The organism is Pseudomonas sp. Sample_10 (assembly GCF_004321495.1).
GTDB lineage: Bacteria > Pseudomonadota > Gammaproteobacteria > Pseudomonadales > Pseudomonadaceae > Aquipseudomonas.
The window spans coordinates 236,575-249,924 of record NZ_RCOE01000063.1 but is presented as its reverse complement, the minus strand read 5'-3'; the positions used below and the strand labels follow the sequence as shown (position 1 = coordinate 249,924).

The 13,350-nt window shown below is 59.3% G+C and carries 9 protein-coding genes; 5 read left to right on the top strand and 4 right to left on the bottom strand.

Going from position 1 to position 13,350, the window contains the following annotated elements:
* The first annotated feature begins 190 nt into the window (after positions 1–190).
* Both D8U18_RS06260 and D8U18_RS06255 read left to right on the top strand, forming a co-directional pair.
* The gene (locus D8U18_RS06260; RefSeq protein WP_056855494.1) at positions 191–2,272 is read left to right on the top strand and encodes an EAL domain-containing protein; all 2,082 of its coding nucleotides are present in this window, start codon (positions 191–193) and stop codon (positions 2,270–2,272) included.
* Between the two features lie 192 nt (positions 2,273–2,464).
* Positions 2,465–3,211, top strand: coding sequence for an SDR family oxidoreductase (locus D8U18_RS06255; RefSeq protein WP_056855600.1), 747 nt, complete (start codon positions 2,465–2,467; stop codon positions 3,209–3,211).
* Between the two features lie 126 nt (positions 3,212–3,337).
* Here D8U18_RS06255 and mapR read toward each other — a convergent pair whose 3' ends face one another.
* From mapR to D8U18_RS06240, 3 genes are all read right to left on the bottom strand, one after another.
* On the bottom strand, positions 3,338–4,747 hold the full coding sequence (gene mapR / locus D8U18_RS06250; protein ID WP_056855493.1) for a GntR family transcriptional regulator MpaR: 1,410 nt from the start codon (positions 4,745–4,747) through the stop codon (positions 3,338–3,340).
* A 144-nt stretch (positions 4,748–4,891) separates the two neighbouring features.
* Positions 4,892–6,304 (bottom strand): cytochrome c oxidase accessory protein CcoG, encoded by a 1,413-nt coding sequence (gene ccoG / locus D8U18_RS06245; RefSeq protein WP_131107283.1) that lies wholly within the window; start codon positions 6,302–6,304, stop codon positions 4,892–4,894.
* Between the two features lie 194 nt (positions 6,305–6,498).
* Positions 6,499–6,732 carry a DUF3203 family protein gene (locus D8U18_RS06240; protein ID WP_056855491.1) on the bottom strand — a complete coding sequence of 78 codons (234 nt, stop codon included), beginning with the start codon at positions 6,730–6,732 and terminating at the stop codon, positions 6,499–6,501.
* A 125-nt stretch (positions 6,733–6,857) separates the two neighbouring features.
* Between D8U18_RS06240 and D8U18_RS06235 the strand changes: the two genes are divergently transcribed.
* Positions 6,858–7,373 carry an MgtC/SapB family protein gene (locus D8U18_RS06235; RefSeq protein WP_056855490.1) on the top strand — a complete coding sequence of 172 codons (516 nt, stop codon included), beginning with the start codon at positions 6,858–6,860 and terminating at the stop codon, positions 7,371–7,373.
* A gap of 120 nt (positions 7,374–7,493) precedes the next feature.
* Here D8U18_RS06235 and D8U18_RS28710 read toward each other — a convergent pair whose 3' ends face one another.
* The gene (locus tag D8U18_RS28710) at positions 7,494–7,661 is read right to left on the bottom strand and encodes a hypothetical protein (protein WP_177336591.1); all 168 of its coding nucleotides are present in this window, start codon (positions 7,659–7,661) and stop codon (positions 7,494–7,496) included.
* Positions 7,662–7,865: 204 nt separating this feature from the next.
* Between D8U18_RS28710 and D8U18_RS06230 the strand changes: the two genes are divergently transcribed.
* The gene (locus D8U18_RS06230) at positions 7,866–9,860 is read left to right on the top strand and encodes an alpha-1,4-glucan--maltose-1-phosphate maltosyltransferase (protein ID WP_131107282.1); all 1,995 of its coding nucleotides are present in this window, start codon (positions 7,866–7,868) and stop codon (positions 9,858–9,860) included.
* Between the two features lie 146 nt (positions 9,861–10,006).
* Positions 10,007–13,348 (top strand): maltose alpha-D-glucosyltransferase, encoded by a 3,342-nt coding sequence (treS, locus tag D8U18_RS06225; protein WP_131107281.1) that lies wholly within the window; start codon positions 10,007–10,009, stop codon positions 13,346–13,348.
* The last annotated feature ends 2 nt before the right edge of the window (positions 13,349–13,350 follow it).

Sequence of the window (13,350 nt, the reverse complement as noted above, 5' to 3'; positions counted from 1 at the left end):
GGGGGGCGGGGGCGAATCCAGCGTTCGAATCCACCGATTCAGTGCGCTGACTTCGGATCAAACAAGCGTTTCATCGCCTTGATGGCCTTTTGCTAATTTTGTGAGTGCGTTCTCATTTGGAATCAGTACAATCGCCCTTTTTGCGCCCCCGAGAATGGAAGCGATACGGCGGTGATTTCGAGAACTTTCCATGCTCATCGGTAGCTACTCCCCCACACTGGTCATCATTTCGCTTTGCGTGGCCATTCTTGCCTCGTACACCGCCCTCGACCTGACCGGCCGTATCGCCACGGCCAAGGGCCGGGCCGTGCACCTGTGGACGGCGGGGGGCGCGTTTGCCATGGGCGTGGGGATCTGGTCGATGCACTTCATCGGCATGCTGGCCTTCAATTTACCCATCGATCTGGGCTACGACATCGCCATAACGTTGCTCTCGCTGCTGATCGGCATTCTCTCCAGCGGCTTCGCCCTGTGGCTGGTCAGTCAGCCGCAATTGCCGCTGTGGCAATTGGGGTTCGGTGCGCTGGTGATGGGGGCGGGAATCAGTGCGATGCACTACACCGGCATGGCCGCCATGCGCATGCAGCCGGGAATCGACTACGACCCGACGCTGTTCAGTACGTCGTTGTTCATAGCGGTCGCCGCGTCCGGTGCGGCGTTGTGGATTGCCTTCCACTTGCGTCGGAACACCCCTCACGTGCGGCTGATTCGTGGCGGGGCGGCGGTGATCATGGGGATTGCCATTGTCGGCATGCATTACACCGGTATGGCGGCTGCACAGTTTGCCGATGGCAGCTTCTGTGGCGCGGCCACCGATGGCCTTAACGGCGAGGGCCTGGATAATCTCGTACTGATCACTACTCTGGCGGTGCTGAGCATTGCCTTGCTGACTTCGATTCTCGATGCCCGCCTGGAAGCCCGCACCGCAAGCCTGGCCCAATCCCTGACCGAGGCCAATCGTGAACTCACACAATTGGCTTTGCATGACACTCTGACCGGTCTGCCGAACCGGGTCTTGCTGGCCGACCGTATCGATCAGGCGATGTCGCGGGTCAACGGCGAGGGCGGTTGCTTTGCCCTGATGTTCATCGATCTGGACGGCTTCAAACCGGTCAACGATGCGTTCGGTCATCACATGGGCGACCAGCTGTTGCGTGAAGTCAGCCTGCGCCTGCGCGAAGACCTGCGCAGCCAGGACACGCTGGCGCGAATCGGTGGCGATGAGTTCGTGTTGCTGGTGCAGTTGACCGAACCGAACGACGCGGTGGGGCTGGCGGCACGTCAGGTCAGCTTGATTTCCCGGGCTTTTCGCGTCGCTGAACATGATTTGCAGATCTCCGCCAGCGTGGGCATCGCCTTGTATCCGGGTAATGGCCAGAGTGCCCATGAATTGCTGATGAACGCCGACGCGGCGATGTATCACGCCAAAGGCGCGGGTAAAAACGGTTACAGCTTCTTTGACGCTTCGATGAACAGCAACGCGCGCAAGCAACTGCAATTGTTGCAAGACCTGCGCAATGCCGTGGAGCATCAACAATTCTGCTTGCATTACCAACCCAAGTTCGACGCCAGCAACGGCCGGCCGGTCGGTGCCGAAGCGTTGTTGCGTTGGGAGCATCCGACCCAGGGCATGTTGCTGCCGGACAAGTTCATCGAACTCGCGGAAAAGACCGGGCTGATCATTCCCATTGGCGAATGGGTACTCAACGAAGCCTGCCGGCAGATGCGTGAGTGGTATGTGCTGGGCTACACCGATTGGCGTATCGCGGTAAACCTTTCTGCGTTGCAGTTCTGCCATGCCGGACTGGTGCAAAGTGTCGCCAAGGCGCTGGCCACGCACCATTTGCCGGCCAACAGCCTGACGCTGGAAATCACCGAAACCACGGCCATGAGCGATGCCGACGCGAGCATGACGGTGTTGCAGGAACTGTCGGACATGGGTGTCGACCTGTCCATCGACGACTTTGGTACCGGTTACTCGAGCTTGATGTACCTCAAGCGCCTGCCGGCCAATGAATTGAAAATCGACCGCGGATTCGTACGTGACCTGGAGCGCGACAGCGATGACGCGGCGATCGTTTCCGCGATTGTCGCCCTCGGTCAGGCACTGGGTTTGCGCATCGTCGCCGAAGGCGTGGAGACCGGTGTGCAGCAGGACTTCCTGACCCAGCTCGGCTGTGATTCGCTGCAAGGCTATCTGCTCGGTCATCCGTTGCCGGCGCAACGTTTCATGGTTGAAATCCATCGTGCGGAGCAATTGGAACTCGCCTGACCTGTGGCGAGGGAGCTTGCTCCCGCTGGGTCGCGAAGCGGCCCTCGGTAACGCTCAGTTCAGCGAATGCTGCGCAGTAGAGCGGAGCGCTAGCTCCCTCGGCACATCGGTTGGCAGCAGGTTCATGCAAAAACCGCGAAGGACAGTTATTCTTCCCCTCGACCGCTTACGCTTGAAATGGGGAAAGCCTGCATGGTTAAAGTCATCGTCATCACTGGTGGCAGTCGTGGCATCGGTGCCGCCACCGCCCTGTTGGCCGCCGAACAAGGCTATCGGATCTGCATCAACTATCAGTCCGATGAACAAGCTGCGCAGAGCGTGCTGGAGCAGGTTCGTGCCCTCGGTGCCCAAGCCATTGCGGTTCGCGCAGACGTCAGCATCGAAGACGAAGTCATCGCCTTGTTCAATCGAGTGGACACCGAACTGGGCCGGGTTACGGCGCTGGTGAACAACGCTGGCACCGTCGGGCAAAAGTCCCGGGTCGACGAAATGTCCGAATTCCGCATCCTGAAAATCCTCAAGACCAACGTTCTGGCCCCCATGCTGTGCGCCAAGCACGCCATCCTGCGCATGTCGCCCAAACACGGCGGGCAGGGCGGCAGCATCGTCAATGTGTCCTCGGTCGCCGCCCGTCTGGGCGCACCTAATGAATACGTCGACTACGCGGCATCCAAGGGCGCACTCGACACCTTCACCATCGGCCTGTCCAAGGAAGTCGCAGGCGAGGGGATTCGCGTCAACGCGGTTCGGCCCGGATACATCTACACCGATTTTCACGCCTTGAGCGGCGATCCGGACCGGGTCAGCAAACTTGAGTCGGCCATCCCCATGGCCAGGGGCGGGCGCCCGGATGAAGTGGCCGAGGCGATTGTGTGGTTGTTGTCGGACAAGGCATCGTATGCGACGGGGACGTTCGTCGATCTGGGCGGTGGCCGTTAAGCGTAGAGTTGAGTTGATTGCACTGGCCTCATCGCCAGCAGGCTGGCTCCCACAGGGTTGAGTGTTGCACCCTATTGTGGGCGCCAGCCTGCTGGCGATGGCGTCAGTCGAGACACCATCAACCCATCAGAACGACCGCACAATCCGCCCCAACGTCTCCATCGCCTTTTCCGATTCCTCGGTCCACGGGCTCCCATAATTCAATCGAATACAGTTCCTGAACCGCTGCGCCGGCGAAAAGATCGGCCCCGGCGCAATGCTGATGCCTTGCGCCAACGCCATCTGGAACAACTTCAACGAATCCATCTGCGCCGGCAGTTCCAGCCATAGAAAATACCCGCCAGCTGGCTGGCTGACACGAGTCTGTGCGGGAAAATAGCGTGTAATGGCCGCCAGCATGGCGCTCTGTTGATCTTCCAGCGCATGGCGCAATTTGCGCAGATGCCGGTCGTAGCCGCCGTGTTGCAGGTAATCGGCAATGGCGGCCTGGGCCGGCATTGATGCACACAGCGAGGTCATCAGTTTCAGCCGTTCGATTTTCTGCGCATAGCGGCCGGCAGCGACCCAGCCGATGCGGTAGCCGGGGGCAAGGCTTTTGGCGAACGAACCGCAATGCATCACCAGACCTTCGGTATCGAACGCCTTGGCGGGTTTCGGTGCCTGCTGACCGTAATACAGCTCGGCATAGACATCGTCTTCTATCAGTGGCACCTGATGACCGCGCAGCAATTGCACCAGTTGTTGTTTCTTGGCCTCAGGCATGGTCGCGCCCATGGGGTTCTGGAAACTGGTCATGCACCAGCAAGCCTTGATCGGGTATCGATCCAGGGTTTGCGCCAAAACCCCGAGATCGATGCCGTCACGGGGATGCACCGGGATTTCCACGGCTTTGAGTTTCAACCGTTCCAGTATTTGCAGGCAGGCGTAGAACGCCGGGGCTTCGATGGCCACCAAATCGCCGGGCTGGGTCACCGCTTGCAGGCACAGGTTCAGCGCCTCGAGGGCACCGTTGGTGATCAGCAGTTCCTCCATGGGCAGCATCAGTCCGCCAACCATGTAGCGCAGGGCAATCTGCCGGCGTAGCTGCGGGTTACCCGGCGACATGTCGGTGACCACCATGCGCGGGTCCATCTCCCGCGTGGCGCTGGCCAGGGAGCGCGACAGGCGTTGCAGCGGAAACAGGGTCGGGCTGGGGAACGCCGAACCAAATGGCACGGTGTTCGGGTCTTTGATCGAATCAAGGACCGAGAACACCAGTTCGCTGACGTCGACCTCGGTGGATTCGTTGACCTGGCTGCTGATCACGGGCTCGGAAAACGGCCGCGGTGCGTGGGCATTGACGAAATAGCCGGAGCGCGGGCGGGCGCGAATCAAGCCACGGCGCTCAAGCAGGTAATAAGCCTGGAACACCGTGGACGGGCTGACCCCGTAGGTCTGGCTCGCATAGCGCACCGACGGCACGCGCTGGCCGGGACCCAGGACGCCGGTGCGGATCAGTTCAGCGATGTCATCGGCGAATTTTTCGTAGCGTTTCATCGGTATCCCGCGATCGAATCAATCAACTGTGGCGAGGGAGCATGCTCCCGCTCGGCTGCGCAGCAGTCGCCAGTTCTTTGGGGGGCGCTTCGCACCCCCAGCGGGAGCAAGCTCCCTCGCCACAAAGGCCTGCATCTTAAAGGATCAACGGTTCATCGGCGCTACAAACCGGCTCTTCGCTACGCTGTAGATTCCCGGTTCATCACCGTCGACAATTTTGAAACTGATGCTCTGCGAACTGCTGGTCGGCCGCTCGGCAGTCATGGCCACCGAGACCGGCACGTCGACAATTTCACCGGGTGCCAGGCTCAAGTCGGTCGTGCCCTGCAACTGGAAGCCGTCAGCGTTGACGAGGGTCAATTGGTAATCCTGGCGCTGCTGGGTTTTGTTGATCACTTTCAGGCTGTAGATGTTTTCGATCTGCCCCTGACTGTTCTCGCGGAACAGGCCACGGTCCTTGCTGACATCCAGCGAGACCATAGGCCGCTCGATCAAGGCGAATACCAAGGCCGCGATCATGACTAACAGCACGGCGGTGTAGCCAATCAGCCGTGGCCGTAGCAAGTGGGTCTTGCCACCCTGCAACTGGCGTTCGGAGGTGTAGCTGATCAAGCCGCGCGCGTAGCCCATTTTGTCCATGATCGAATCACAGGCATCGATGCACGCCGCGCAACCGATGCACTCCATTTGCAAGCCGTCGCGGATGTCGATGCCGGTGGGGCAGACCTGCACGCACAACTGGCAATCGATGCAATCGCCCAGGCCGACCTCGGCCGGTTTGACTTCACGCTTGCGCGGGCCACGATTTTCGCCCCGGGCGACGTCATAGGAAATGGTCAGGGTGTCCTTGTCGAACATCACGCTCTGGAACCGTGCATACGGGCACATGTGCATGCACACCGCTTCACGCAACCAACCGGCGTTGATGTAGGTGGCGCCGGTGAAGAAGACGACCCAGAACAAACTGACACCGCTCATCTGCAGGGTCAGCAGTTCTTCGGCCAGCGGCCGGATTGGCGTGAAGTAGCCGACGAAGGTCAGGCCGGTCAGCAGGCTGATGGCCAGCCACAAGGTGTGCTTGGCTGAGCGACGCATGAGTTTGTTCAAGCCCCAGGGCGCGGCTTGCAGTTTGATGCGCTGATTGCGCTCGCCTTCGGTGATTTTTTCGCACCACATGAAGATCCACGTCCAGGAACTCTGTGGACAGGTGTAGCCGCACCAAACGCGGCCGGCGAATACAGTGATGGCGAACAGACCGAACGCAGCGATGATCAGCAGTGCCGACAGCAGAATGAAGTCCTGCGGCCAGAACGTGGCGCCGAAGATATGGAATTTGCTTTCGCCAAGATCCCATAGCACCGCCTGACGTCCACCCCAGTTCAGCCATACGGTACCGAAAAACAACAGGAACAGCAGTCCTGCACCGCTTATGCGCAAGTTGCGGAAAAGGCCGGTGAAGCTGCGTGTGTGAATAAGGTTGTCGCTGGATTTGACCTTCATCTTTGCACGTGAAGGTTCGAATGTTTCAACGGTTCGGACGGGGATTCTCTCGCTCATGGTCTTTCGCTCATCAGCCTCCATCAGGCAGGCGCACTATGAGCGTCGATCTGTTTGCATAACAGACTCAGGTATTGCAATAAAAAGCAGATCAGATGAAGGACGAGCAATGACCTGCGACAAGTTGAAGCACTCGTCCAGGCGCGGCGCAAACGCCCATGTCAGACGCCTGCGGCTGTGGTCGACAGGATCGGTCAGATCACCGAATCACTGTCCGTGGCTTTCAAGTGACGGCGACCATCGACAGCACCTGCTACGGTCAATGCATCAGCCTCGGCTTCAGTGATGTAAATGCGCTGACCGTCGATGTCCACCGCCGACATGGCTTTTTCGCCGTCCGTGACGATCGTCACATCGGGGCACAGGCGAATTTCCTCGCCGTTTTCAGTGGTAAAGAAGCAGGTTTCGTTTTCGATACGTACGGTCATGGCGATGTCCCTGTTTTTTTGCGAGTACTGAAACTTTAGGGCGTCTGCACTGGATATCGTTCTGTGCAACCGATTAATGGTCGCCATGGTCCATGCTCCATGGATCGTTCAAAAGGAAAAACAACATGAATGCCTGGTGGCATGAAGTCTGGGTGACCCTGCAAGCGGAGTTCGCCGACATTGGCGACGCGTCACAGCTGACACGCGTTACCGTGCGCCTGGTGACGGCGGCGGTGCTCGGCGGGATTCTCGGTTTTGAACGTGAGCACAAGGGCAAGGCAGCGGGCGTTCGTACCCACATGCTGGTGGCCATCGGTGCGGCGCTGTTTGTGCTGGTACCGCAGATGTCCGGCTCGCAAGCCGATGCCATGAGCCGCGTCATGCAGGGTGTGATCGCCGGGATCGGCTTTCTCTGCGCCGGCACCATCCTGAAAAATGAGGAAGGTGATGAAGGTCACGTCAAAGGCCTGACCACCGCCGCCGGTTTGTGGATGACCGCTGCCATTGGCGTGTCGGCCGGGTTGGGGAGGGAAGCAACGGCGGTACTCAGCACTTTGCTGGCGTTGGGGATTCTGAGCGCGATGCCCCGAGTGGTGAAAATCTTCGAGAAGAACAACGACCACAATGATCAACAGAATTAACGGAAGGAGCGAGCCTGGGCGCGTTGGTCCTGAGTATTGCGCGGAGCATCAGGCTTCCCGCGTCATTGTTGATAATCATCGCGAGCAGGCTCGCTCCTGCAGGTAAACGGCGATTGGTCGTTATTCCGGTGTAACGATGACAGGTGGCATGGTCGTCGGTGGTTCTTCCCTTGGAGGAGGGTTCGTTCCGGGTGGGTCTTGCTCGGGCACCGGTTGCGGGTCGCTCGGCGGTATTACCGGGTTGTCGATGTTCGGATCGGGTGTTTCAGCGGGGAATGGATTGTTCATCGTTCCTGCCTCCAGTGGCACATGGCGTGAGTCGTGCTTAAGTTGTTGACCACCGACTGAGGGATTTGATTCCGGCCAAATGCCGATGAACTTTTCCCGGCGATGGTTGCTCGGAACCTAAGTGAGTTGATTGCCGGGCGGATGGCCCGACGGGATGACAACCAGACACTTGAGCGTCCATGGGGCGTAAAGGAGAGATGCTCGATGACGGCTGAAAAACCGACAGAACTGAGCTACAACCCGCACATGCCATTGTCGCAAGCGCTGCTACTGCCGCGCATTGTCATTGAAAACACCATGCCGACGCTCGAAGGTGGCCAGTTTGCGGTCAAGGCCGTTGTGGGCCAGGACGTGGTGGTCACCAGCAAAGTGTTCGCCGACGGTCACGACAAACTGGCGGTGCGTGTGCGCTGGCGGGCCGAAAGTGATGACACCTGGCAAAGCGAAGTCATGACCGATTTGGGCAATAACGGCTGGCAAGGCAGCTTTCGGGTGCCGAGTCAGGGCCGTTATGTGTTTTGCATCGAAGCCTGGATCGATCAGTTCGCCAGTTTTCGCTACGAGCTGGAGAAAAAACACGCCGCCGCAGTGCCGGTCAGCCTGGAGTTACAGGAAGGGCGCCTGCACGTCCAGCAAGCGGCCGAGCGCAGTGAAGGGCAACTGAGCGAACAACTCGCCGCGTTGCACCATGAATTGTCGGGCCTGCTCGAAACCGAGCAGGTCGCATTGTTCCTGCACCAGCGTAGCGCCGACTTGATGGCTCAGGCCGATCATCGTGCCTACCTGAGTCTGAGCGCTGAATTTCCGATAGACGTTGAGCGCGAACTCGCACAGTTCGCCAGTTGGTATGAGTTGTTCCCGCGCTCGATCACCGACGATCCGCATCGCCACGGCACTTTTAATGACGTGCACTCACGTCTGCCAATGATTCAGGACATGGGCTTTGACGTGTTGTACTTCCCGCCGATCCATCCGATCGGTCGCAGCTTTCGCAAAGGGCCGAACAATTCCCTGACCGCCGGACCTGACGATCCCGGCAGCCCCTATGCCATTGGCAGTGAAGAAGGCGGGCACGAGGCGATCCATTCGCAATTGGGTACCCGCGAGGATTTCCGGCGACTGGTCGCCGCTGCCGCAGAGCACGGCCTGGAAATCGCCCTCGACTTTGCCATTCAGTGTTCCCAGGACCACCCATGGCTCAAGCAGCATCCGGGCTGGTTCAACTGGCGGCCCGACGGCACGATCAAATACGCCGAGAACCCGCCGAAAAAATACCAGGACATCGTCAACGTCGATTTCTATGCCGCTGATGCGATTCCCAGCCTCTGGATCGAATTGCGCGACATCGTCCTGGGCTGGGTCGAGGAGGGGGTAAAAATTTTTCGCGTGGACAACCCGCACACCAAACCGTTGCCGTTCTGGCAATGGCTGATCGCCGATGTACGGGCCCTGTACCCCGAGGTGATCTTCCTTGCCGAAGCGTTTACCACGCCGGCGATGATGGCCCGACTGGGCAAGGTCGGTTACTCCCAGAGCTATACCTATTTCACCTGGCGCAATACCAAGACCGAACTGGCGACATATTTCACTGAACTCAATGAATCGCCCTGGCGCGAATGCTACCGGCCGAATTTCTTCGTTAACACACCGGACATCAATCCGGCATTCCTGCATGAATCCGGGCGCCCCGGTTTTCTCATCCGTGCTGTGCTGGCGACCATGGGTTCTGGCTTGTGGGGCATGTATTCCGGTTTTGAACTGTGCGAATCGGCACCGGTGCCGGGCAAAGAGGAGTACCTCGACTCCGAAAAATACGAAATCCGCCCACGGGATTTCACCGCCCCAGGCAACATCATTGCCGAAATCGCCCAGCTCAACCGCATCCGCCGGCAGAACCCGGCATTGCAAACGCATTTGGGCCTGAAGGTCTACAACGCCTGGAACGACAACATCTTGTATTTCGGCAAGCGCAGTGCCGATGGCAGCAATTTCATTCTGGTAGCGGTCAGCGTTGATCCGCATAACGTCCAGGAGGCGAATTTTGAATTGCCGCTGTGGGAAATGGGCCTGCCCGACGACGCCATTACCCAGGGCGAGGACCTGATGAACGGCCATCGCTGGACCTGGCATGGCAAATATCAATTCATGCGGATCGACCCGGCCTACCAGCCGTTCGGGATCTGGCGGATTACCGTCTAGCAAATGATCGTTCCCATGCTCCGCGTGGGAATGCAGCCCGTGACGCTCCGCGTCACTGGACGCAGAGCGTCCCTTGAGGCATTCCCACGCAGAGCGTGGGAACGATCTGCTTCAGGGAGTTCTCTCGTATTCAACAGGAGTTTCAAATGGCGAAGAAACCCAAGGCAGCCACCTTCATCAAGGACCCGCTCTGGTACAAGGACGCGGTGATCTATCAAGTACACGTTAAATCTTATTTCGATTCCAATAACGACGGGATCGGCGACTTTCCTGGCCTGATCGCCAAACTCGACTACATCGCCGAACTCGGCGTCAACACCATCTGGCTGCTGCCGTTCTATCCCTCACCACGCCGCGACGACGGCTATGACATTGCCGAATACCGCGGTGTCCACAGTGATTACGGCACCATGGCCGATGCCAAGCGCTTTATTGCCGAGGCACACAAGCGCGGTCTGCGGGTGATAACCGAACTGGTCATCAACCACACTTCCGACCAGCACGCCTGGTTCCAGCGCGCCCGCAAGGCCAAGAAAGGCTCGGCGGCGCGGGACTTCTACGTGTGGTCGGATGACGATCAAAAGTACGACGGCACGCGCATCATTTTTCTCGACACCGAAAAGTCCAATTGGACTTGGGACCCGGTGGCCGGCCAGTACTTCTGGCACCGCTTCTATTCGCACCAGCCCGATTTGAACTTCGACAACCCGCAGGTCATGAAGGCCGTGCTGTCGGTGATGCGTTACTGGCTGGACATGGGTATCGACGGTTTGCGCCTCGACGCGATCCCGTACCTGATCGAGCGTGACGGCACCAACAACGAAAACCTTCCTGAAACCCACGATGTGCTGAAACAGATCCGCGCCGAAATCGACGCCAATTACCCCGACCGCATGTTGCTGGCCGAGGCCAATCAATGGCCGGAAGACACCCAGCTGTATTTCGGCGACACCGACAAGAAAGGCCTGAACGGCGATGAATGTCACATGGCGTTTCACTTTCCGCTGATGCCGCGCATGTACATGGCGCTAGCCCAGGAAGACCGCTTTCCGATCACCGATATCCTGCGCCAGACCCCGGAAATCCCGGCCAACTGCCAATGGGCGATTTTCCTGCGCAACCACGATGAGCTGACCCTGGAAATGGTCACCGACAAAGAGCGCGATTACCTCTGGAATTACTACGCGGCCGACCGTCGGGCGCGGATCAACCTGGGGATTCGCCGCCGGCTGGCGCCGCTGATGGAACGTGACCGCCGCCGGGTGGAGCTGCTCAACAGTTTGCTGCTGTCGATGCCTGGCACGCCGACCCTGTATTACGGCGACGAAATCGGCATGGGCGACAACATCTACCTCGGCGACCGCGACGGCGTGCGCACGCCGATGCAATGGTCCATTGACCGCAACGGTGGTTTCTCTCGCGCCGACCCGGCCAGCCTGGTGTTGCCGCCCATCATGGACCCGCAATATGGCTACTTGTCGGTCAATGTCGAAACCCAGGCCGGCGACCCGCATTCGTTGTTGAACTGGACCCGACGCATGCTGACCGTGCGCAAGCAATCCAAGGCGTTTGGTCGTGGCACGCTGAAAATGCTCTCGCCGACCAACCGTCGCGTATTGGCCTACACCCGTGAATACACCGGGCCTGACGGCAAGCACGAAATCATTCTGTGCGTGGCCAACGTGTCGCGCAGCGCTCAGGCGGTGGAGCTGGACCTGTCGGCCTACGTTGGCATGGTTCCGGTGGAAATGCTTGGCGGCAATGCCTTTCCGCCGATCGGCCAGTTGAATTTTCTCCTGACCCTGGCGCCCTACGGTTTCTATTGGTTCGGACTTGCCGCCGAAAACCAGATGCCCAGCTGGCACGTCGAGCCGGCGCAAAGCCTGCCGGACTTCACCACGCTGGTGCTGAAAAAACGCATGGAAGAACTGCTCGAAGCGCCATCACGGGGCACGCTGGAACAGAGCATCCTGCCGAGCTGGTTGCAGAATCGTCGCTGGTTTGCCGGCAAGGATGCGGCTATCGACAAGGTCGAGCTGGCTTACGGTGTGCGGTTTGGTGACGCTCAGCATCCGGTGTTGTTGAGTGAGATCGAAGTCACCAGCGGCGGCCAGACCAGCCGCTATCAATTGCCGTTCGGCTTCATCGCCGAAGACCAGGTAGGCGCGGCGTTGCCTCAACAACTGGCGCTGTCTCGGGTGCGCCGAGGGCCTCAAGTCGGCTTGATCACCGATGCGTTCAGTCTGGAAAGCTTTGTCCGCGCCGTATTGCAGGGCATGCATAACAACATGGTGTTGCCTTCGGACGGTGGCGAGATCCGCTTCGAACCGACCGCCGAACTGGCCAAGCTGGGCCTGACGGCGGAATCCGAAGTGCGGTATCTGTCGGCGGAGCAATCCAACAGTTCGGTGGTGGTCGGCAACAGTCTGGTATTGAAGCTGATCCGCAAGGTGGCGTCGGGCGTGCACCCGGAACTGGAAATGAGCGCTTATCTGACCGCCGCCGGCTTCAGCAACATTTCGCCGCTGTTGGGCGCGGTGGTTCGCCGGGACGCCGCAGGCGAAGACAACCTGCTGATGATCGCCCAAGGCTACTTGAGCAATCAGGGCGATGCCTGGGAATGGACCCAGAACAACCTCGAACGGGCACTGCGCGATGAGTTGGCGGACGCTGTGTCGGAACAGGAACAGCATTACAACGCCCTCGGCGAGCTGAAGGATTTCGCCGGCATGCTCGGCCAGCGCCTGGGCGAAATGCATCAGGTACTGGCGGCACCGGGCGACAACCCGGACTTCGAACCGCAGATCACCACGGCAAAAGAGGCGCTGGCGTCGGCCAAGGACGTCGCTGCGCAAATCGAGCACGCACTGAAATTGCTCAAGCAGCATCAAAACGAACTGAACCCGGCAGACAAAACCTTGGTCAGCCGTTTACTGGACAACAAAAAGGCCATCCTCGCCCATGTGCAGGCGCTGGCCAAAAAGACCGCCGGTGGCCTGCGTATCCGCGTGCATGGCGACTTGCACCTGGGGCAAGTGCTGGTGATCAAGGGGGACGCCTACCTGATCGACTTCGAAGGCGAGCCGGCACGACCGCTGCATGAACGAAGGGGCAAGCACAGCCCGTACAAGGATGTCAGCGGGGTACTGCGTTCTTTCGATTACGCAGCGGCCATGACCATCAACGTGCACAACGTCGACAACACGGCGCAGGCCCAGGCCGCGCGCGAGCGCGTAGCGACTCGCTATTTGACCGAAGCCAGGCAGGCATTTGTCGACGCTTATCGGCTGGCGGCAGCTACGCTTGACCATGCATGGCAAGATCCAGAAGGCGAGGACGCCGCATTGGCGTTGTTCGGCCTGGAGAAGGCGGCGTATGAAGTGGCCTACGAGGCGGAAAATCGCCCCGGTTGGTTGCCCGTGCCGTTGCACGGTTTATATGGATTATTGAGTGGGCTTAAACCCTTTTCCGATCTTGGTGGAGAGTAGTC

What these genes read in the sequence shown, in the direction of transcription:
- D8U18_RS06260 (WP_056855494.1), top strand. Translation starts at nt 191, where the DNA reads ATGCTCATCGGTAGCTACTCCCCCACACTGGTCATCATTTCGCTTTGC.
- D8U18_RS06255 (WP_056855600.1), top strand. Translation starts at nt 2,465, where the DNA reads ATGGTTAAAGTCATCGTCATCACTGGTGGCAGTCGTGGCATCGGTGCC.
- mapR (WP_056855493.1), bottom strand. Translation starts at nt 4,747, where the DNA reads ATGAAACGCTACGAAAAATTCGCCGATGACATCGCTGAACTGATCCGC.
- ccoG (WP_131107283.1), bottom strand. Translation starts at nt 6,304, where the DNA reads ATGAGCGAGAGAATCCCCGTCCGAACCGTTGAAACATTCGAACCTTCA.
- D8U18_RS06240 (WP_056855491.1), bottom strand. Translation starts at nt 6,732, where the DNA reads ATGACCGTACGTATCGAAAACGAAACCTGCTTCTTTACCACTGAAAAC.
- D8U18_RS06235 (WP_056855490.1), top strand. Translation starts at nt 6,858, where the DNA reads ATGAATGCCTGGTGGCATGAAGTCTGGGTGACCCTGCAAGCGGAGTTC.
- D8U18_RS28710 (WP_177336591.1), bottom strand. Translation starts at nt 7,661, where the DNA reads ATGAACAATCCATTCCCCGCTGAAACACCCGATCCGAACATCGACAAC.
- D8U18_RS06230 (WP_131107282.1), top strand. Translation starts at nt 7,866, where the DNA reads ATGACGGCTGAAAAACCGACAGAACTGAGCTACAACCCGCACATGCCA.
- treS (WP_131107281.1), top strand. Translation starts at nt 10,007, where the DNA reads ATGGCGAAGAAACCCAAGGCAGCCACCTTCATCAAGGACCCGCTCTGG.